Genomic DNA, 20,998 nt, shown 5'->3' with positions numbered 1-20,998 from the left:
AATTTTCGGTGTTGAGCAACATAAAATCTATTTTAAGGAAGGTCGATTGCTACGGCGGCCTTTTCCAAAGCCTGGGCAGAGAATTGCACTCGGCCTGCCTTGCGAAGCAGTTTGCTAACCGCCACCCAATGATTTGGCTCCTTAAGGTCGTTCTCTAGCAGCTGCTTGGTGAGAGCGTCGAACCTTTCAGCATTATTCTGGTGAAGGTTGGCATCCAGCATCGAGGAGAGGCAATGCGTTAATAGCTTAACGTCCCTGGGCCGCCGTCTTAACTCAAGGTGGAAAGCATGGGCTGCATCCGAAGGCATGCTAGCGCTACGATAGGCAAGCGCTATGTTGAACCAACGATTGTTGCTGTATTTTTGGTGCGATTCGAGGCGTGCTACCAGCGCCTTCGCCTCCTCGAATTCTTTGGCGTGTAACAAGCTGGCAGCGAGCGTTAACCAGCAATCAGTATTGTGAGGCGCGATCTCAGCGGCTTTTCTGGATGCGCTGACAGATGCCCGCGTCAATCCCCGTTTAGCCAAATGATCCGCAACCATCATCCAGTAGCCGTCCCAACGCCGACGGCCCTCCCGTAGGATGCGGCGCGCGACGAGGGCCGGTCGTTTCTCATCGCCGACAAATGTTTGTAGAAATGGCAATGCTATGCCGGTGCCGCTAATCATCCTGATGGAATGATGCCCGCTCAGCGGGCTCAGTATAGACGTGGTATTCCCCAAGGCAGATATCTGGCGAGCATGCGACGCATCTTGTCTCAGATGAGGGTCAAAAATTATGTAGTTATTCCTTGCCAAGTCGCCTGCGCAAATACGCATCCCTTGATGTCGCACCGCGTCGAAGTGACTGGAAAATCTCTTGTCGAAACTTGAGACTTCTGCGGGGTTGATGGAAATCTGTGGGCAGAATGCCACGCATACTTCGGCGCCTAACCTCGATCCATATTTTAGTGCAGCATAAGCCCCCATGCTGAAGCCGTAGGTCACAATTCGCCTATGCGCACCACCATGAAGCTTATGGCTAACCGCTTCCAACATTCTGAGCATTGTGTTTTGCGGAAACCAATTTGGTCCGTTAGCAACGATTCCCAATGCCGCCAGGCCATGTTGGAGAAAAAGATTATCACCCCAGAAGCGATTTGCAGAAAATCGCGTCGACATTTCCGAAAAAGTAACGTACAGCGTGTCACCTTTACCCGGCAAGAAGATTGCCCTAATATCCTCCACCTCTGCTATAATAGTCGGGCTTGAAATTTGAGAGATGGTCACAATAGTGCTCCTCGCCCGTTCGCCGGTGCCGCCATAACGGACTTATCGCACCGCATATCTGGACCACGCAGCCATAGCTTTCCGCTGCATCAATGGGTCATTCATCAGTGTCGCGCCAAGCGAGAGGGCTGACGCGATCTCGCGGATGTTGGGCGGCTTGATCATCCCATCAGCAAGCCTGTCCTGACCGGCTGTGCGGGTGCTGCCTTCCATCTGCAAATGACCCTCTGATGAGATCCGTGCTTCAAGCCAGCCAAGGCCTTTGCGGGTAACTGTTTCAACTACTTCAATGCGGCGAACAAGCAGAAGTAGCAGCGCGGATAACAGCCCCGCTCCCTGGTAGCTTACATCACCACCGCCATTCTCCAGAAAGTAGCCGTCATTCGTCATGAGTGAAACAGCGCCGCGGATATAGACATCCCGTGGGCTTTCTAACGAGACTTGATAAGTCGCCTCAGCGAGAGTGGCGAAGCGCAGAAGCAGCATCAGGCGATTGGCCGCACGTAGATTATCCACCATGATGTCGTCGAGCTTCTGAACTACCATGCCAGCTTCCGGCCTCATCCGGTCCACATAGGGCTGAAGGCGCTCTGCCCACCCATCACGACGAGGCAGGGCTCGAGCGGCGTGCAGCGCCTGGAGCAGCTCCACCATGAAGAAGGCGACAGATAGCAAGCGAGCCAACTCCCGCTGTCGCTCGTTGAACCTGCCATTCTGCCGGTAGGGGAAGCCGTCTTGTTCGTCTCGATTTTGGAATACGAGATCCAGTTGCTCGAAGACATGGGCCGCCAAATCGTTCCGGTTCAATATGACGGCGGCCAGGATGTAACGCGGTACGGATCGCGCATGTCCAATCTCCACCCATTCCCGCGTCGGAGACGCTTGAGCGGAGGAACTACGCAGGATCAAATCCCAGGTCAGAGAATCCACGTTCGAATAGCTGACGCTAAGTGCATCCGCTCTGTCGGCGAGCCCTGCTCCAGCAAGGAGCAGGGCTCCTTGCGACAAGAAACGACGGCGGAGAATGATAATGGAACCTGCTCCTTTGAACCAGACTTACCAAGCACTGGAATGTGCAAGTGCAACCACCGCCAAGCCTACGCGGTAAAGTTGCTGATGCCGTCAGCTAGATCGTCCGGAAGAAGCACATATTCCGGAACTGCCGCGGCCTAGCCAGCATACATATCCGCCTCGCAATCACCGATGGTGAAGATTGCCTCCTCCTGCACCGGCAAAGGGGAGAGCGGGTCGAGGATTATGCCGCGGGGGCGCTTGCGGCGGTGCCAAACGGGCAGATTGGGTGTTGGGGTGAGGGCGGAGGCGCCGGCGTAGAAAGCGGCGTCGTCGCGCTTGGCGTCCACCATGCCGGGCGTGGCCTCGACCAGCGCGGCCAGCTCCCGCCCTGCGGCGTCATCGCCGACGATGCCCATCAGCACGGCCTCGCCGCCGAGTGAGGCGATGTTGCGGGCCACGTTGCCGGCGCCGCCGAGCATCGCCCGGTTCTCCTTCATCCGCACCACCGGAACCGGCGCCTCCGGCGAGAGGCGGTCGATCTGGCCGTAGTAGAAGCGGTCCAGCATCACGTCGCCGAGGCACAGGACGCGTTGGCCGTCGAAGTCGATCATGCGATGCCCCTTCACCCACGCGCTCCGGACACCCACGGACGAGAGAAGCCCCGGCCGACCGCCAAGGCTGCCGCAACGCCCGCCAAACACCAGCTCACGGCAGCGTGATGGTGCGCCGGATATAATGCTCTAACGGAAAAGCGTCTACTCTGAAGCGATCCACTGAAAGCTGACTGGATCGGACCCCACCATCCTGAACAGCCCACATGCCTTGCATGTCTTGCGCTGCCGCCTTTCGGAATTCAGGCAGAATTCTCTTGACAAGACCGGTAATCTGACGAGGTCAAGAAATGCTCGTATTCGAAATAATTCCCCATTTAGATGTCGCCACCAAAGTAAGAGAGCCGAAAACGAAAAAATGCAAAACAAGGAAGTGCAATCTCCACACGGAACTTCCTGCTTTGTAAAGTGCGAGAGGCGCGTCAATGTCTGTCGCGACTGTTCGGACAGTCGGCTTTCCAGCGTTGTTACCATTCAGCGTAAAGTGGAGGCTCCCAACTCGGCGGCCGTCACGACGACGGGCGTAAGTTTTCCGGCAGTTGAGCGTCTGCATTCTTGCCCGGCGAACGCGGATCGTCGCGGGCCTGCGCCGCCGACCACGGAGCGGACTTGGATCGGTGCGGGTCCGGGAATGCGAATGTCCCGTCCGCCCGGGCCGCTCCCCTCAGTTCTTCCGCTGCAGCTCCCGAATGTCCCGGAACCCGCGCGCGATCCGCGCCTCGGCCTCGGCACCGGTCTGGAAAATGGCAGTGCCGCCGTCCTGCGCCACCTGGAGGAAGGCGGGGGAGCGGGCGGCCTCAGCCAGGGCCCCGCGAAGGCGCTCGAGAACCGGCCCGGGCACGCCCGCGGGGGCGAGGAGCGCCTGCCAGTTCCGGAAGTCGAACTCCGTCAGTCCAATGTCGCCGAAGCTCGGGACCTCCGGCAATTCCTCGAAGCGCGCCGGGCCTGTTCCGATCAGGGCCCGGACCGCCCCGCTCGCCAGGTGCTCGCGCACGAGATTGATGTCGAACATGGTGAACTTCACCTCACCCGACAGCAGCGCACCCATCCGTGGCCCGCCGCCCTGATAGACGACCTCCAAGAACTCCAGCCCGTAACGCCGACGCATGGCCTCCGCCGCCATGGAGGCCGCCGCCCCCTGGCCGGAGGAAGCAAAGGGGATGGGATGCGGGCTCTTGCGGGCGATGGCGACGAACTCGTCGAAGTTGGCAGCCCCGAGGGAGGGGTGGGCCACGAACAGGCCGGGGCTCTCCTGCACGATCCCGATGGGCGTGAAGTCCTTCAACGTGTCGAAGCGCGCATTGCCCGGGTTGTTGGCGACGCTGCCGACGATGGCGGTGTTGTTGGCCAGCAGCAGGGTGTAGCCGTCCGGCCGGGCGCGGCTGACCTGCTCCGCGCCGATCAGCCCGCCCGCGCCGCCCTTGTTCTCGATAACGATGGGCTGGCCGAGGATGCGGCTCAGCGCGTCCGCCAGCGGGCGCCCGTAGCGGTCCACCTGCCCGCCGGGCGGCCAGGGGATCACGACGCGCAGCGGGCGCTGCGGCCAGTCCTCATCCGCGCGCGCCCCGCCGGATGTAAGGCCGGCCAGCACCGACGCCGCCAACCCGCGCCGTCCCGTGATGAGCCTCGTCCCGCCGACCATCCGCCTCGCCCTTCCCGGCCCGGAGCGGCCGTTATCTGCACGGCCCGAAATCTACGGGGCCCGCCGGGTACCCGAAATGGAATGGCTGACCAAAGGAAGGGCATGTGGAAGGATGAATCCTCCATCGCCGGGCGGCGTCGTAGGATAGCCGTCGCGTGCGCCGCCCCGCGGCCGGAATCGGAGGGGGCCGGCATCTCTCGCCGCGCGCCTTGACGCTCCTTCGTCCCGGGTGTCTCTCGCCAGGGCGCGCCGCGATCACGGAGAACAGGAATGGCCATGGCGACCGAACCCAGCGCCGGCAGGAAGGGTGCGCCCCGTGGGCGCCGGATGAGCCTCGGCCTCTTCGCGCAAATGGCGGGCCACCACGTGGCGGGCTGGCGCCACCCGGACGCGCAGGCCGGCGGCGAGAATCTGCCCCTCATCCAGCACGTCGCCCGCACGGCGGAGCGCGGCACCTTCGACCTCTTCTTCCTGGCGGACGGCCTGACCACGAGCGCCGAGGCCCACCCTTCCACCATCGCGCGGCTGGAGCCGCTGACGCTCCTCGCCTCGCTCGCAATGGTGACGTCGCGCATTGGCCTCGCCGCCACCGCTTCCACCACCTATGGTGAGCCCTTCCATACCGCGCGCGTCTTCGCCTCGCTGGACCATGTCAGCGGCGGGCGTGCGGCCTGGAATGCGGTGACCACCTCCTATGCCCGCTCCGCCGCCAACTTCACCCGCGGCGAGCACCCGGCGCATGACGAACGCTACGCCATCGCCGAGGAGTACCTCGATGTCGTGCGCGGCCTCTGGGATAGCTTCGAGGACAATGCCGTCATCAAGGACAAGGCGAACAACCGCTACATCGAGCCCTCCAGGCTCCACACGCTGAACCACAAGGGCCGCTACTTCTCGGTGAAGGGGCCGCTCAACGTCTCCCGCCCGCCGCAAGGCCATCCGATCGTGATCCAGGCCGGCTCCTCGGAGCCCGGCCAGGAGCTCGCCGCCCGCACCGCCGACGTGGTCTTCACCGCGCAGCAGACGCTGGAGGAGGGGCAGGCGTTCTACCGCGGCGTGAAGGACCGCATGGTCCGCCACGGCCGCAACCCCGACCACCTGCACATCATGCCCGGCGTCTGCCCCGTCATCGGCCGCACGGAGGAGGAGGCGCGCGCCCTCTATGCCCAGCTCCAGGGCTGGATCGATCCCGCCGCCGCCCTGGCCCTCCTCTCCGACCGCCTCGGCCACGACGTGTCCGGCTACCCGCTCGACGAGCCGCTGCCGGACCTCCCGCAATCCGACCAGCTCCGCTCCCGCGCCAAGCTCCTCACCGACCTTGCGCGCCGCGAGGGGCTGACCCTGCGCGACCTCTACTACCTCGTCGCCGGCGCGCGCGGGCACCGCATCGTCTGGGGCACGCCCGTGCAGATCGCCGACGCGCTGGAGGAATGGTTCACCGGCGGCGCGGCGGACGGCTTCAATATCATGCCCCCCTTCTTCCCGACCCAGTTCGACGCCTTCGTGGACCTCGTCGTGCCCATCCTTCGGGAGCGCGGCCTGTTCCGCGAGGCCTATGAGGGCACAACCCTGCGCGAGCACCTCGGCCTGCCCCGGCCGGAGAACCGCTTCGCGCAGGCCCGCGCGGCCGAGTAGGCGAGCCCGCCAGGCCGGCACCATCATCCGGCCCGGCCAGAATCCCGCCCAGGATCGGCCCTGCCCGGGCAAGCGAAACCACTGGGCAGGAACACCCGAAGTGTTCTGCCGTGGGAAAGCCGAGAGCCAGCAAGCAGATCCTCGCCAGCAGCCCGGCAAACAGCGCGGGCTTCTGGGGAAGCGGCACAGCCAGACAAGCATCCCTGCGACGGCACGGGCAGTTCCGAAGCGACCTTCGGTCGCCTTCCGCTCGCAGGAGATCAAGATGGATAGCAATGCCGACCGGCTGCAAAAATCGGCTGCACTGGCGCCGAACCAGTTCGTGGAACTAGAGGGGCGTCGCCTTGCCTTCCGCTCCATCGGTAAGGGCACCCCGCTGGTACTCTGCACGCGCTTCCGCGGAACCATGGACACCTGGGATCCGGCCTTCCTCGACGGGCTGGTGGCCGAGGGACTGCGCGTCATCACCTTCGACTACGCCGGTCTCGGCCTCTCGGCCGGCGAGCGCACCTACAACCCGGCCGTCCTGGCCAAGGACACGGCGGCACTGATCGGGGCGCTCGGCCTCGGGCGCGTGGTGCTCGGCGGCCGGTCGCTGGGCGGCATCGTGGCGCAGGTGCTGCTGGCCACGCGGCCCGACCTCGTCTCCCACGCCGTGCTCATCGGCACCACGCCGCCCGGCCCCGTGGTGAAGCTTCCGGAGCAGCTGTTCATCGACACGGCGCGCATTCCCGGCAGTTCGCTGGACAAGGACACCATTCTCTTCTTCGAGCCGGCATCGGCCGAGAGCCGCGCCGCGGCGGAACGCTCGGCGAAGCGCCTCTCCGTCCGGCAGGAAGGCCGCAGCCCCGAGGTGCCAGGCGAATGGGCGGCCGCCCAGCTCGGGGACAGGCCGCGCAACCCGCCCTTTCCTGCCGACGCCGTGCTGGCGGCGCTGAAGGCGACGAAGGTCCCGGTCCTGCACATCGGCGCGGACCATGACATCGCCTTTCCGGTGGAGAACTGGTACGCGCTGAACAGCCAGCTCCCCACGTTGCAACTGCTCACCTACCCACGGGCCGGGCACGCGCCCCACCATCAGTACCCGGAGGCGGCGGCCGCCTATATCGGCACCTTCATCCGCACCGTTCGGGCAGCGGCCTAGGCGGTCCGTCCGAAGCGGCTACATCGAACCGGGAGGAATCCGGAGTTTTGCCACAAGGCACTGCGCGACCTCGGCAAGGTGCCTGAACCTGCGAGCACCGCGGCAGCGACGCCCGCCGGTGCTCGGAATCCCATGCGCCCGGCGCGGGAAGCGAGCTGATCCGCGTCGGGGCAGAAGGCGACGGGGGCGTGGCGACCAAGGCCGCCACGCCCCCTCGAATTGCGCGAGCCGGTATGGGAACGGACGTCAGGCCGGGATCGGCTTCTCGAGCATGGCGGCGTTGAACTCGTTGACGAGCCTGTGCTCGCCGGCACCAGGGTTGTCGCGGATCGCCCGGACGGCATCGACCACGATCTCTTCCTCGTCGCCGGCCAGCTTCTGCATGGTCTCCGCGATGAAGGCGTCGAGCGGCATGGCGCGCGGGTCGTCGCTCTTGCCGATGAGATCGGTGTTCACCCAGGGCGGCGCGATCTCCTGCACCGTCACGGAGGTGCCCCGCAGCATGAAGCGCTGGGATAGGGTGTAGCTGTGCAGGGCCGCCTTGCTGGCCGAGTAGACCGCATTTCCCGCCAGCGGCAGGTACGCGAGCACGGAGGTGTTGTTGATGATGGTGGCGCGCGGCTGCCGCTTCAGTCCCTCGATCAGGGCGGAGGTCATGCGGATCGGACCCAGCAGGTTCGTCTCCAGGACCTTCTGGCTCACGGCGTCATCGATCGGCCCGGCCGGGTTGTCGAAGGGCATGATGCCGGCGTTGTTGACCAGCACGTTCAGCGCCGGGAACTCCACTGCCAGCCGGTCCGCGACGGCCTGGATGCTGTCCGGGTCGGTGATGTCCAGCTCCATCCCGGCCATGCCGGGATTGGCGGCGGTCACCTCCTGCAGCAGCGGAAGACGCCGGCCCGCAACGATCACCTTGTTGCCGAGCCGGTGGAAAGCCTCGGCCAGGCCGCGCCCGATGCCGGACGTCGCGCCGGTGATGAAGATGGTATTGCCGGTCAACCTCATGGTGTCACTCCTCGGATCATGTCGGGTTCAGGCGGCCGGCGCCATCACGCGGTGGCGCGCCGCGGGCTCAGCGTGCGACAGCTCGGGAAGCACGGCTTGGCGCGGCGTGTCGTGGAGGATTCGCCTCGCGGCAGCGCCCTGGGGCTGCGCTACCCACCCCCGCCGCGCAGGAACACAGCAAGGTGGGCGGCCACGGATTCAGGGTAGTGGTGGTGCGGCGCGTTGCCGGTGGTGGGGAAGGTGATGACCTGCAGCGTCGGCAGTTGCCGGCTCAGCGCGTACCAGTTCTCCACGGGGTGGCCGATGTCGTTACCGCCGCCGATATGCAAAACCGGGATTCTGGTATTGCGGAGCGCCGCCAGGACCGCGTCCGATGGAAACAGGGGCTGGCGCGGCGCGTCACCGAGCTGTGCGGCCGCCCATTCCCAGGGGACCTCGGCGCTGCGGCCGGCCTCGCGCAGCGCCATCCGCTCGGCCGATCGCCGTGCCGCGTCCAGGCCCTTCCCGGACCGGCCCCCGAAGAACAGGACCGCCTCGTCCTCCAGGCTGCACCGGGGCATGGTGGCGATGTCGTAGTAGAGCTGCTCCGCTGGGCGCGCGCACGGGCCCGGCGGGGCGGTGCCGATCAGCACCACGTGGCTGAGCAGGCCGGGAATGCGGGCCAGCGCAGCCTGGGCGACCATGCCGCCGAGCGACCAGCCACCCACCGCGACCTGGCCGAGCTCCAGCGCCCCGGCCAGGTCGCGCAGGTCCTCCACCATCTCCAGCGGGTTGTAGCTGCGCTCTCCGGTCGAGAGGCCGATGCCGCTAGGGTCGAAGACGATCACCCGGATTCCGTGGCCCGCCAGCGCGTCGAGGAAGGCCGGATCCCAGCTGTCCATCGTGCCGCGGAAGCGGCTGCAGAGCAGCAGGGGCGTGCCCTCCCCGATGGAGCGGTAGGCGAGTTGCCGTCCGCCGGCCTCCACGCGCCGGTTGACGGCGGAAACGGCTCCCGGCCTGTCCGCTCTGTTGCGGCGGGGCATGCTTTCTCCCTTGTTGGCCCGCGCCGGCGTCACGGGCGTCGTCGCCGGCCGATGGCGGCGGGACCGGCTGGAGCCGGGATCGTCAGGGCGCGGCGCTGCCCTGCAGGAAAGCGACGATGTCGGCCCGGTCGGACTCGTTCGCCACGCGCACCGCCATCCGGGTGCCCGGCACCTTGCCCGTGGGGTTGGCGAGGTAGGCGTCCAGCTGCTCCGGGGTCCAATCGAGGCCGGCGCCCTTCAGCGCGGGCGAGTAGCTGAAGCCCTGCACGGAGGCGGCGGCCCGCCCCACCACCCCCTGCAGATGCGGCCCCACGCCGTTGCGGGGCTGCGCCACCTGGTGGCAGACGGCGCATTGCCGCTGGAACAGGGTCTTGCCCTTGTCGGCATCGGCGGCGAAGGCCGGCGCCGACAGCGCGACGAGAGCCAGTGCCAGGAGGAGTGGGCGCATCAAACGGCTCCGAAGCGGGTCTTGGAGAAGGGAAGGCTGCGGACGCGCTGGCCGGTGAGGGCCGCGACCGCGTTGGCGACGGCGGGCGGCACGCCCGGCAGGCCGGGCTCGCCGATTCCTCCCATGGGCGCGCCGCTCTCGATGATCCGCACCCTCACGCGCGGCATGCGGGTGCGGTTCAGGATGGGGTAGGCGTCGAAGTTGCGGGCCTGCGGGGCGCCCTTCTCGTAGACCACCTCCTCCAGCAGGGAGGAGGAAAGGCCGAGCGCCACGGCCGACTGCACCTGGTTCGTGATGATGGCCGGGTTCACGATGGAGCCCGGGTCGATGGCAACCCAGACCTCGTGGACCTGCACCTCGCCCTCCGCGATGGAGACCTCGGCGATCGTCGCCACCTCCGTGTTGAAGGCGCTGGCCAGGGCGACGCCGCGCGCGCGCTTGCCGCCTTCCGCCTCGTATGGGCCGCGCTTCCAGCCGCCGGAGAGGTCGCCCACGGCCCGCAGCAGGTCGCGCTGGCGCGGGCTGTCCTTCAGCAGTTCCATCCGCAGCGCGAAGGGATCCTTGCCCCCGGCCGCCGCGATCTCGTCCAGGAAGGATTCGTAGAAGAACTCGTTCATGGAGTGGCCGACGGAGCGCCAGAAGGCGATCACCGCGGGTTGCGGGTGCCTCACGCAGTCGATGCGCCTGTTGGGGATGGCGTAGGGGCGCTCCACGATGCCCTCGACCATGGAGGGATCGACGGGCGGGTTGCCCATGGCCGCGCCGAAGTAGCGGCCGATCGGCCCTTCCCCGACGACCGCCGCCTGCAGGCCCACGGGCATGCCGTTCGCGTCCAGCCCCGCCCTGAAGCGTGTGAAGCCCATGGGGCGCACCGCGTCGCGCGCGAACTCCTCCTCGCGGCTCCAAATGACCTTCACCGGGCGCTGCACCGCCTGGGCGAGCTGGATGGCCTGCTGGAAGGGATTGGCGAAGTCGTAGAGGAAGTGGCGGCCGAAGAAGCCGCCCAGCATGGGGGAGTGCAGCCGCACCTCCTCCGGCTTCAGCCCCGCCACCTGCGCCGCCGCTCCCTGGAACAGCTCCGGCATCTGGTTCGGCAGCCAGAGGTCCAGCGTGCCGTCCGCGTTGAAGCGCGCGAGGGCAGAGGGCGGCTCCAACTGGGCATGGGAGAGGTAGGGCGCGTCGTACTCCGCCTCGATCACCTTCGCCGCGCCGCGCAGCGCCGCCTCCGTGTCGCCCTTCTCCTCCGCCACGGCGCCCGTGCCGCGCTCCGCCTTCAGCGCGGCCAGCATGCCGGCGGAGGAGAAGTCCTCGGGCAGCCCGCCCTGACCGGGCTTCCAATCCACCTTCAGCGTCTCCACCGCGCGGCGGGCGCGCCACCAGCTGTCGGCGACCACCGCCACCGCGTCCTTGAGCCGGTGGATGGAGTGGACGCCGGGCATGGCGCGCACCTCCGCCTCGTTCAGGAAGTCGCCCGCCTCCGCGCCGATGCGCGGCGCGTGCTGCACGGCGGCCTGCAGCATGCCGTCCACGCGCGTGTCGATGCTGTAGGCGGCGCGGCCCGTGGACTTGTCCCGCATGTCCAGCCGGGCGAAGGGCTTGCCGATGTAGCGGAAGGTCCTGGGGTCGCGCAGCCGCACGGTCTCGGCCGGGGGCAGCGCCATCGCCTCGCCGGCCAGGGCGGCGTAGGTCAGGCGGCGGCCGCTCTGCCGGTGCAGCACCTGCCCGTTCTCGGTCACCAACTGCTCCGGCCGCACCTTCCAGCGCGTGGCGGCAGCGCGCAGCAGCATGTCCCGCGCGGTCGCCCCCAGCCGGCGCATGATCGCGTAGGAGGATCGGGTGGAGGAGGAGCCGCCCGTCATCCGCATCCCGTCCACCACCGCGTAGTCGAGCCCGGGCGGCGCGCACTCCACCTCGAAGCGGGCGGGATCGACGTCCAGTTCCTCCCCCATGATCTGCGCCATGGTAGTGGCGATACCCTGCCCGCCCTCCACGAAGGGGGAGAGCAGGCGGAAGCGCCCGTCCGGGTGGATCTCCAGGAAGGCGCTGACGCGCGTGCCCGGGGGCGGCGGGGCGGCACCCTCCGCATGGGCCATCCTCCGGGGCAGCGAGGCCCCGAGGACCAGGGCTCCGAGCGCCGCGCCGAGGCCGCGCCGGGAGAGGCGCGGGCCCGCAGCCGCGCGCGCGAAAGGTGGGATCATGCCGTCCATCCTCGTCCCCTCCTCAGGCCGCCGAGGCGGCGTGGCGGACGGCGTCCGCGATGTTGTTGTAGGTGCCGCAGCGGCAAAGGTTCGTCATCGCGGCGGCGATGTCCTCATCCGTCGGCTTCGGCGTCTGCTGCAGCAGCGCGGTGGCGGCGATCACCTGGCCGGACTGGCAGTAGCCGCATTGCGGCACCTCCCCGCCCACCCAGGCCGCCACGACCTTCTTGCCCACTGGCAGCGTCTCGATCGCCTCGATGGTGGTGATCTGCGCCCCCACCGCGCTCTCCACGGGGGTGACGCAGGAGCGCGTGGCCTGCCCGTCCAGCAGCACGGAGCAGGCGCCGCACTGGGCGATGCCGCAGCCGTACTTCGTGCCGGTCATGCCGAGCGTGTCGCGCAGCACCCAGAGGAGGGGCGTATCGCCCTCGACATCGATTTGGCGGGTCGTGCCGTTGATGGTCAGCTCGATCATGCGGCCTCCTGGGGTGGTGCTTCGGCGTCCTGCGCCGTGCGTGGCGCGCTGGCGGGAAGCGGCGACAGGGCCCGGACCCTAGGCCCCGTTCCCCCTGGCGGACTTGTCGTTTTCGCTTCCTTCAACGCGCGGACGCTTTCCCGCCCGGGGCGGGCCGAAAAGGCGGGTGCAAAAACGGGGGGCGGGAGTTTTAACACCGCTTTACTCACGCCCCCCGCGGCGCCGAGGGCATGAGGCTGGCACGGGACGCACCGCGCCGAGGACGGCAAGGGGCGGGCCCGGACAGGAAAGGGCCGCACCCCATGCAGACGAGCTTCGCCAACCCGGCCGCCGCCGGTCACCTCATCCCCGCCAGCCATATCGAGCGGCTGGCCGCGCTGCTGGACGCGCCGGAGGGCCACGCCGCCGCCGATGCGCGGACGCTGCAATCCGTGCTGATGCGGGCCAACGCCATGGTCTCGGCCATGCTGCGCACCGAGCCGGAGCCGCGGCCGCTTCCCACGCCGCGCCGCGGCTGCGCGGGGCTGGCGCCGTGGCAGCAAAAGCGCGTGCGCGACCTGGTGGAGGAGCGGGTGCATGAGAGCCTCTCCGTGATCGACATGGCCGCCGCGGCGCGGTTGAGCCGCAGCTTCTTCTCCCGTGCCTTCAGCGCCTCCTTCGGCTGCTCGCCGCACGCCTACGTCATGGAGCGGCGCATCGCCCGCGCGAAAGCGCTGATGCAGGACACCGACGAGCCGCTGGCGCAGATCGCGGTGGCCTGCGGGCTGTCGGACCAGGCGCATCTTTCCCGCCTCTTCCGCCGCCACGCGGGGATGACGCCTTCCGCGTGGCGCCGGCGCGCGCAGGTCGGGCGCGGCAGCACGCCGTCCCGCGGGATCCTGGACGGGAACGCCGCGCTGGCGGTGGGCTAGGGCAGGCCATGTGGGTCCTCGCCCTGCCACCCTCCTACTCCGACCGGCCGATACAGGAGGTTCCGTTGATCGAGTCATCCATGCCCCGTGCCGCGCAGGGGCGGGAACGGGACGTGCTGCACGGCGACCTGCAGCGCCTGGCCGCGCTGGGCGAGATGACGGCCGCGGCGGTGCACGACTTCAACAACCTCCTCCAGGTGGTCGTCAGCGCGCTCCGCGTGATCGAGGGCCAGCTGGACCCGGTGCCGGCGCAGGACGTGAAGGACCTCTTCGCCCAGGGCCTCTCGGCCGCCCAGCGCGCCGCCTTCCTCTCGCGCCGCCTGCTCTCCTACGGTACGGCCAGCGGGGGCACGGCCACGCGCTTCGAGCTCGGCGCGGCGCTGCGCGGCTCCGTGCCCATGCTGCGCTGGATCCTCGGCACCCGGATCGGGCTGCGGCAGGAGCTGCACGAGGAACCTCTGGTGGTGGAGTGCTGCCCGCACGAGCTGGAGCAGGGGCTGCTGAACCTCGCCGCGAACGCGCGAGATGCCATGTCCGGCACGGGCACCCTGACGCTCCGCAGCGAGGTCGTGCCCGCCCCCTCGCCCTCCTGGCCGACCGAGAACGTGGCCGTCATTTCTGTCGTGGACGAAGGGTGCGGTATGCCGGAAGTTGTGCAGGAGAAGGCCTTCGAGCGCTACTTCACGACGAAGGGTGCCGGTGGGTCGGGAATAGGCCTCTTCGCCGTGCGGGAGTTCGCGCGGAGGAATGGGGGGGATGCCTGGTTCCGCAGCGCTCCGGGCCAGGGCACCACGGTGACGGTGGCGCTGCCCTGCCGGCCGCTGGACTAGGGGCTGCCATGCCCGTGGCGGTTTGCCACGGCCTTTTCGCGGGTGCTAAATGCGACGGACCTGATCGAGTGATGACCTCGCGCCGGGGGCGGTGTGCCGTTTCCTCCCGGGGTCGGAGGGCTTCGGCGGCATGGCACGAGAGAGTTTCGCCTTCGGTCCCTTCCGGCTCGATCCCGCGCAGCAGCTCCTGACCAAGAACGGGCATCCGCTGGCACTCGGCGCCCGCGCCCTGGCCATCCTCGCCCTGTTGGCGGAGCACGCGCCGGAGACGGTCGGCAACGCGGAGATCATGGCTCGCGTCTGGCCGGGGATCTTCGTGGAGGACGCGAACATCCGCGTCCACGTCTCCGGGCTGCGAAAGGCGCTCGGGGAAGGCCACGGCATCGTCAACCATCCGGGCGCCGGCTACGCGCTCTCCACGCCGGTGCGCCGGTGCAGCGAGGCGGCCGGCGCTTCGCTGCCCGGCGCGGCCGCGGCGCTGCTGGGGCGCGAGGAGGCGCTCGCCCACCTCTCCGAATCCCTCGCCCGGCACCGGCTCACCACCGTCATCGGGCCCGGCGGCATCGGCAAGACCAGCCTGGCCCTTGCTACGGCGCAGGCCGTCGCCAGCCGCTTTCCGCAGGGCGTACACTTCGTCGACGTCTCGCCGCTGCAGGACGCCTCGCTCCTCACCAGCCGCGTGGCGGCGGCGCTCGGGCTACGCCTCGCCGACGCCGCTTCCGCCGCGGAGCTGGCGGCGGCGCTGCGCGATCGCGCGCTGCTCCTGATCCTCGACAACCTCGAGCACGTGGTGGACGCCGCCGCCGTGCTGGTGGAGGAGCTGCAGGCCGGCGCGCCGGATCTGTGCATCCTCGTCACCAGCAGGGAGCCGCTGCGCGCTGAGGGCGAGCACCTCTACCGCCTGCTGCCGCTGGGCCTGCCGCCGGCCGGAGAGGCGGAGCGTGACCCGGCGGGCGCCATGCGCTTCCCGGCCATGCGCCTCCTTGTGGAGCGCGCGGCGAGCAACGACCCGCCCTACATGCTGTCCGAGGCCGAGGCGCCGCTCGCGGCCCGGCTCTGCCGCGCGCTGGACGGGCTTCCGCTCGCCATCGAGCTGGCCGCGGCCCGGCTGGGCGGGCTGGGTCTCTCCGCGCTCCTCTCGCACCTGGACGAGGCGCTCTCCACGCCGCTGGAAGGGTCCGGCCCCGCGCAGGCGCGGCACCGCACGCTGACCGCGACGCTGGACTGGAGCTACGGCCTGCTGCCCCCGTCAGAGCGCGCGCTGCTGGACCGCCTGGGAATCTTCTGCGGCGCCTTCTCGCTGGAGGCGGTGGGCGTCGTCGCCGCGGACCGGGAGGACGAGGCGGTGGAGGGGCTGCGCCTCAGCGACGCCGCGGCGGTCGCTGGCCTGGCGGAGCTGATCGACAAGTCCCTCGTCGTCGCGGATCTCAGCGGTGATCAGCCCTGGTACCGCCTGCTCGACACCATGCGGCACTACGCGCAGGGCAAGCTGGCCGGCACGGCGCTTTCCGCCCGGCTCTCCCGCCGCCACGCGGTGCGCGTCCTCGCGCGGCTCGCCGAACTGGCCACACCGAGTGCCCTGCAGGCGGAGCAGCGGCAGGCGGCGAACCGACGCCTTCTGGACGACGTGCGCGGCGCGCTGGACTGGGCCTTCTCATCCTCGGGCGATCTCGGGCTCGGCCTCTCGCTCGCCACTGCCGCGGGGCCCTTCTACCTCCAGCTCTCCATGGCCGGGGAGTTCCGCCGCCAGGCCGGGCGCGCGCTGGACGCTATCTCCGCCGCGCCCGATCAGCACCAAGCCGCCGAGATGGGCCTGCTGCTCACCCTCGGCAGCGCGATCTACAACACGGATGGGGCGACGCCCGCTGTGTTCGGCGCCTACTCCCGTGCCCTCGCCCTGGCCGAGGCGCTGGGCGACGTGGCGGCCAAGCGGCGCAGCCTTTGGGGGCTGTGGCTGCACGCCTTTGGCCTCGGCCACTACGCCGAGAGCCTGACTTATGCCCAGGCCTTCAGCGCCTGCACCCCGCCGGAGGAGGACCCGCTGCACGTGCGGGACCGGATACCGGCCATGTCGCTGCACCACATGGGCGAGCTGCGCCCGGCGCGCGAACTGGCCGAGCAGGCGCTGAGGCGCCCGCCGCCGCAGGGCGGCAATGTGCTCGGCGGCTATCAGTTCGAGCATCGCGTCGCCATCCTCGGCGGCCTCTCGCGCGTGCTCTGGCTGCAGGGTCACGCCGACCAGGCGCGGGCGGCCGCGCGAGACAGCCTGGAGGAGGGGCTGAAGAGCGGCCACGCCCTCTCGATCCTCTTCACGCTCAACCTCGGCCATTGCTTCATCGCCCGCGTGACCGGCACGCCGGAGGAAGCCCGGGACGCGGCCGAGCTGATGCTCTCCACCGCAGGCGACAACGCGCTGCCTTACTGGCTGCGCTACGGCCAGGTCTACCGCCGCGCCGCGGCGGTCGCGCTGGGGGAGGCGCCAGAGGACGGGGATGCCTTTCTGCGCGGCACACCCTGGAACAACGGGCAGGTGGAGCTGATCGCGACGCTCGGCCTCGGCCACGCGACGTCGCAGGGCTTCGCGCGGTTCGAGGGGGGAGAGGTCTTCTGGGGCCTGCCGGAGGTGTTCCGCCTGGAGGCGGAGCGGCTGGCGGCACGGGATCCCGCGAGCGCCGCCGCACTCCTGGACCGGGCCGATCGGATCGCGGACCGGCAGGGCGCCCTCGCTTGGCAACTGCGGATCGCGATGAGCCGCGCCCGGCTCCTGGGCTGCAACGCCGGCTCCGTGCGGGCGCTGGAGGGGCTGCTGTCGCGCTTCACCGAAGGATTTGATACGCCCGACCTCGTTGCAGCGCACCGGATGCTCTCCATGGCGACGCTGCGGGCGGGATGAGGCGCATCCTTTCGAGTGAGGCTGGCGTGAGAAGCGGAATCGGACGGCGAACCCTCGGTGCGGCCGTGATCGGCGGAACCCTCGCCCGCCTCGTCCCGGCGAGGGCGCAGACGTCTGACCACCCGATCCGCATCCTGGTTCCCGGAGCGCCGAGCACCCAGCCCGACCTCGTCGCGCGCATCCTGGCCGAGGAGATGGGGCGGCAGCTCGGCCGTGCCGTCGTCGCTGAGCCGCGCCCGGGTGGAAACGGCATCGTTGCGGTGAACGCGCTGAGGCAGCAGCAGCCGGACGGAGGAGTGCTGATGCTCGGCGGCGGTTCCGTCCTGACCTACAACCCCGCGCTCTACGCGAAGCCGCCCTACGATCCCTTGCGCGACTTCAGCGCGATCGGCCTCGTCGCCAATTCCCCGATGTTCCTGGTCGCCAGCCGGCGCAGCGGTATCGCGACCGTCGCGGACCTGCTGGAGAAGGCGCGCGCACGGCCGGAGGCGCTGACCTTCGCCAGCGGCGGCTACGGGCACTCGACCCACCTGGCGATGGAGATGCTGTGCGACGTGGCCGGCATCCGCCTGACCCACGTGCCCTTCCCGACGCGCTCGCCCCTGCCGGAACTGCTGTCCGGCGCCATCGACCTCGCGACCGGTCCCGTCAGCAGCAGCCTGCCCTCCGTGCGCGCCGGGGAACTGGTGGCGGTCGCGGCGCTGGCGCCAGGGCGGGTGCCCGCGCTGCCCGGCATACCCACCCTGCGCGAGGCCGGGCTGGACTGCCCGCTCGTGCCCGTGTGGTACGCGGTGGTTGGCCCGGCCGGCATGCCGGAAGAAATCACGGCTCGGCTCAGCGCCGCGATCGGCGCCGCGGTCGCGTCCCCGGGCATGCAGGCCCGGATGGCCGATCTCCAGATCACTCCGCTGATCGGCAACCCGGCGCAGGTCGGGGAGAAGATCAGGACCGAGGCGGCGGCTTGGTCGCCCTTCGTCCGGAAGATCGGGCTGTCGATCGGCTAGAGCAGTTTCCGTTCGCCTTCGCTCACTTCAACCGATCTAGCCTGTTGTTTGTAGAACCAATTCACCCGTTCCGATGATTCCACCGGAACGGGATCGGCTCTAGGCCGCTTCCAGCGCCCTCCGGGCTGCCACCAGGTCCGGCATGTCGCGGCCCTCGTCAAAGGTGACGAGGAGGGGCGCCAGCAGGTCCTCTGCCCGGCCGTGCTCCCCCTGGCCTCGCCAGAGCCTGGCGAGGCTGGTGGCGCTGCGGAGCGCCCAGGCGCGCAGCGCCTGCCGCTCCGCCAGGGCCAGCGCCTCGCGCAGCACGCGCTCCGCGGCCCTCATGGCCCCCGGCTCGCTGCCGGCGCGGCGGAGGAGGTTCTCGGCCTTCGCACGCAGCAATTCCGGCGCGCACCAGGCGGCCTGCCCCGCCTCGGCCCGCGCGATGGTGGCGCTATCGGCCAGGGCCGGGTTCATCGTGGCCACGACCTCGAGGTGATAGGGCGTCAGCTCCAGCTCTCGCGGCAGGCCGGGGGCCTCGCCGGGCCGGACAAAGAGGCTCGCGAAGCATCGCGACCAGCCGTGCCAATAGGGCATGCGGTGGCGCTGGGCGGTGGCCGCCAGCCGCTCCACTCGCGCTGGCGCCTCCGGATCGCCCGTCCAGACGGCAACGGGAATCCCGGCCTGGGTCAGGGCATAGCAGAGCGAGAGCGCGTCCTCCGCCGCCTCCGCCGCCGCCAGTGCCGCCTCCGCCGCCGCCCGGGCTCCGTCGAAGCGGCCGTCCAGCCAGAGCAGCCGCGCGTCCAGCACGTGCACCGCGGCGGCCTGGTCGATCATCAGGCCGTAGGGGCTGGTGTCCAGCCTCCCCCGCAGATGGCGCATGGCCAGGTCGGCGTGCCGCCGTGCCTCCCCCTGGTCGCCGGCATAGTGCAGCGTCAGCCCGGCCACCCGGTGATGCGCCTGCCGCAGGTCGGAATCGGGCGGCGTCCCGGGCGGGATGCGGGCGTCCATCTCCGCCGAGAGGCGGGCGGCGCCGGCGGCGTCGCCCGCCATGATGCAGGCCATCCACAGACCGCCCACGGCGCGGATCGCCGCGCCGGCCTCGCCGATCCGGTCGGCGATCTCGATGGCCCGGCGCAGCGGCTCTGCGACCAACGCCACCTCCCCGGTGTTCCGCAGAATCGTCATGCCGGCGGCGACATGCAGCCGCAGGGCGGCCAGGGTCTCCCCCTGGCCGGAGGCGGCGAGGCGCGAGAGGGCCAGCTCCAGCCGGTGGCGGTACTCGGCCGCCAGGTTCAGTTCCAGCCAGAGCGGGCCGGAGCCGGCGAGGAGACGCAGGCCGATCTCCACCTCCCCCTCCGGCCCGAAAGCCCAGTCCACCGCGGCGCGCAGGTCGTCCGCCAGCCCGGCATGGGCCGTGCGCCAGGCGGCGGAGGACATGCCCGGGCGCGTCGCCTCGGCCGCGCCCACCCTCTCCAGCACGTGCAGGGCGTGGAGGCGGTGCAGGGCCGGGGCCTCGCCGCTGGCCTCCAGCTTCTCGGCGGCATAGGCCCGTGTCGTCGCCAGCAGGCGCCGCAACGGCCCTTCATCATCTTCGCCGCCCTCCACACGGTGCAGCAGCGACTTCGTCTCCAGGCGGAGGAGCGCGCGGCCGGCGTCGAAGGAAAGGTCCTCCCCCATCACGGTGAGGGCGGATGTGATGGAGAACGGGCCGCGAAAGACGGACAGGCGCCGCAGCAGGCACTGGTCCGCCGGGGAAAGGGCATCGTGGCTCCAATCCAGCGTCGCCCGCATCGTGCGGTGCCGCCCCGGCGTGCTGCGGCGTGAAGGGCCCGGCGCGGCCAGCAGGTCCGCCATCCCTGCCGCCAGCCCGGCGATGCCGAACATATCGATGCGCGATGCCGCGAGGGTGATGGCGAGCGGCAGCCCGTCCAGCTTCCGGCAGAGCAGGGCCAGCCCGGCGGCGTCGGAATCCTTCGGGCTGAACCCGCCCAGCCGGGCCGAGGCGCGCTCTACGAAGAGCTGGGCGGCGGGGTAGGCCATCACCTCCGCCGCGTCCCGCGGCTCCGTCTCCGGCGGCACCTCCAGGGGCGCCAGCCGGTGCAGCCATTCGCCCGCGGCGCCCAGCGGTTCCCGGCTGGTCACCAGCAGGCGCAGCGCCGGGCTGCGCTTCAGCAGCCGCTCGGAGAGGCGCGCCGTGGCCTCGGCCAGGTGCTCCGCGCTGTCCAGGATCAGCATCGTCTCGCCCCGGAGCGCGGCGCCGATCTCCTCCACCGGATCCAGGCCGGGCGTTCCGAGGCCGAGCGCGGCACCCGCCGCCGCCGGCAGCAGCGCGGGATCGGAAAGGGCGGTGAGGTCGAGGAAGCGCAGGCGCCTTCCGTGCCGGGCCGCCCAATCCCCGGCGGCGGCCAGGGCAAGGCTCGTCTTGCCGATGCCGCCGATCCCGGCCAGCGTCACCAGCCGCCGGTCCTCCAGCCGCTCCGCCAGCAGCGCCAGCTCCCTCTCCCGTCCGATCAGCCGCGTCAGCAGCGGCGGCGGGCGGCCGGACTCCTCGTCCGGCAGGCCGGCCAGCACGGGCGGGGCGGAGAGGCGGCGCACGGGCAGGGTGAACTGGTAGCCGCGGCCGGGGATGTTGAGGATCGCCCCCTGGCCTTCCGGCACAGCCGCCAGCGCCTTGCGCAGCGCCGTCATCTGCACGCGCAGGTTCGCCTCCCCGCGCGCACCGCCGGGCCAGGCGCTCTCCATCAGCGCGGTGGCGCTGACGACGTGGCCCGGCTCCGCGAGCAGGGCCGCGAGAAGGCTGCGTGCAGGCCCGCCCAGCGCCACCGGCGTGCCGTTCAGCAGCAGCGTCCGGGCGGCCGGGTGGAACAGGAAATCGCCGAAGGCGAGGGGCTCGTCGGCCGCCGTCAAGCGTCAGTC

General features: G+C 69.8%; 16 protein-coding genes. 6 read left to right on the top strand and 10 right to left on the bottom strand.

Features of this window, described 5'->3' with window-relative positions:
• Positions 1–32: 32 nt before the first annotated feature.
• From NRP21_RS26240 to NRP21_RS26225, 4 genes are all read right to left on the bottom strand, one after another.
• On the bottom strand, positions 33–1,268 hold the full coding sequence (locus NRP21_RS26240) for a tetratricopeptide repeat protein (protein WP_257719201.1): 1,236 nt from the start codon (positions 1,266–1,268) through the stop codon (positions 33–35).
• Between the two features lie 42 nt (positions 1,269–1,310).
• Positions 1,311–2,198, bottom strand: a complete 888-nt coding sequence (locus tag NRP21_RS26235; RefSeq protein ID WP_257719200.1) for a hypothetical protein — start codon at positions 2,196–2,198, stop codon at positions 1,311–1,313.
• Between the two features lie 239 nt (positions 2,199–2,437).
• Positions 2,438–2,893 (bottom strand): PfkB family carbohydrate kinase, encoded by a 456-nt coding sequence (locus NRP21_RS28130; RefSeq protein ID WP_408639671.1) that lies wholly within the window; start codon positions 2,891–2,893, stop codon positions 2,438–2,440.
• A gap of 664 nt (positions 2,894–3,557) precedes the next feature.
• The gene (locus NRP21_RS26225) at positions 3,558–4,535 is read right to left on the bottom strand and encodes a Bug family tripartite tricarboxylate transporter substrate binding protein (RefSeq protein ID WP_257719199.1); all 978 of its coding nucleotides are present in this window, start codon (positions 4,533–4,535) and stop codon (positions 3,558–3,560) included.
• A gap of 276 nt (positions 4,536–4,811) precedes the next feature.
• Between NRP21_RS26225 and NRP21_RS26220 the strand changes: the two genes are divergently transcribed.
• Together NRP21_RS26220 and NRP21_RS26215 are read left to right on the top strand one after the other, a co-directional pair.
• The gene (locus tag NRP21_RS26220; RefSeq protein ID WP_257719198.1) at positions 4,812–6,170 is read left to right on the top strand and encodes an LLM class flavin-dependent oxidoreductase; all 1,359 of its coding nucleotides are present in this window, start codon (positions 4,812–4,814) and stop codon (positions 6,168–6,170) included.
• 265 nt (positions 6,171–6,435) lie between these two features.
• Entirely contained in the window at positions 6,436–7,314 is an 879-nt protein-coding gene (locus NRP21_RS26215; RefSeq protein ID WP_257719197.1) for an alpha/beta fold hydrolase, read from the top strand.
• Between the two features lie 246 nt (positions 7,315–7,560).
• Here the strand turns inward: NRP21_RS26215 and NRP21_RS26210 are convergent, their stop codons facing one another.
• The 5 genes from NRP21_RS26210 to NRP21_RS26190 all read right to left on the bottom strand — a co-directional run bounded on the left by NRP21_RS26210 (position 7,561) and on the right by NRP21_RS26190 (position 12,462).
• Entirely contained in the window at positions 7,561–8,319 is a 759-nt protein-coding gene (locus NRP21_RS26210; protein ID WP_257719196.1) for an SDR family oxidoreductase, read from the bottom strand.
• Positions 8,320–8,468: 149 nt separating this feature from the next.
• A complete protein-coding gene (locus NRP21_RS26205; RefSeq protein WP_257719195.1) occupies positions 8,469–9,341 on the bottom strand; it encodes an alpha/beta fold hydrolase in 873 nt (290 codons plus the stop codon).
• An 82-nt stretch (positions 9,342–9,423) separates the two neighbouring features.
• Positions 9,424–9,789 (bottom strand): c-type cytochrome, encoded by a 366-nt coding sequence (locus tag NRP21_RS26200; protein ID WP_257719194.1) that lies wholly within the window; start codon positions 9,787–9,789, stop codon positions 9,424–9,426.
• A complete protein-coding gene (locus tag NRP21_RS26195) occupies positions 9,789–11,987 on the bottom strand; it encodes a xanthine dehydrogenase family protein molybdopterin-binding subunit (RefSeq protein ID WP_257719193.1) in 2,199 nt (732 codons plus the stop codon). Before NRP21_RS26195 ends, NRP21_RS26200 begins: the two co-directional genes overlap by 1 nt.
• A gap of 22 nt (positions 11,988–12,009) precedes the next feature.
• Positions 12,010–12,462, bottom strand: a complete 453-nt coding sequence (locus tag NRP21_RS26190; RefSeq protein WP_257719192.1) for a (2Fe-2S)-binding protein — start codon at positions 12,460–12,462, stop codon at positions 12,010–12,012.
• A gap of 302 nt (positions 12,463–12,764) precedes the next feature.
• On the opposite strand from NRP21_RS26190, the gene NRP21_RS26185 reads away from it, so the two are divergent.
• From NRP21_RS26185 to NRP21_RS26170, 4 genes are all read left to right on the top strand, one after another.
• Entirely contained in the window at positions 12,765–13,373 is a 609-nt protein-coding gene (locus tag NRP21_RS26185) for a helix-turn-helix domain-containing protein (protein WP_257719191.1), read from the top strand.
• Between the two features lie 65 nt (positions 13,374–13,438).
• On the top strand, positions 13,439–14,203 hold the full coding sequence (locus tag NRP21_RS26180; protein WP_257719190.1) for a sensor histidine kinase: 765 nt from the start codon (positions 13,439–13,441) through the stop codon (positions 14,201–14,203).
• A gap of 130 nt (positions 14,204–14,333) precedes the next feature.
• Positions 14,334–17,096, top strand: a complete 2,763-nt coding sequence (locus NRP21_RS26175; protein ID WP_257719189.1) for a winged helix-turn-helix domain-containing protein — start codon at positions 14,334–14,336, stop codon at positions 17,094–17,096.
• A 26-nt stretch (positions 17,097–17,122) separates the two neighbouring features.
• The gene (locus tag NRP21_RS26170; RefSeq protein ID WP_257719188.1) at positions 17,123–18,100 is read left to right on the top strand and encodes a Bug family tripartite tricarboxylate transporter substrate binding protein; all 978 of its coding nucleotides are present in this window, start codon (positions 17,123–17,125) and stop codon (positions 18,098–18,100) included.
• Positions 18,101–18,199: 99 nt separating this feature from the next.
• On the opposite strand, the gene NRP21_RS26165 is transcribed toward NRP21_RS26170, so the two are convergent.
• Positions 18,200–20,989: an ATP-binding protein gene (locus NRP21_RS26165; protein WP_257719187.1), complete on the bottom strand. Its 2,790-nt coding sequence runs from the start codon at positions 20,987–20,989 to the stop codon at positions 18,200–18,202.
• Positions 20,990–20,998 lie beyond the last annotated feature (9 nt).

Origin of the sequence: Roseomonas populi (assembly GCF_024594815.1) — a bacterium.
GTDB lineage: Bacteria > Pseudomonadota > Alphaproteobacteria > Acetobacterales > Acetobacteraceae > Roseomonas > Roseomonas populi.
The sequence above is the reverse complement of the archived record's forward strand: the minus strand, read 5'-3'. Positions and strand labels throughout refer to the sequence as shown.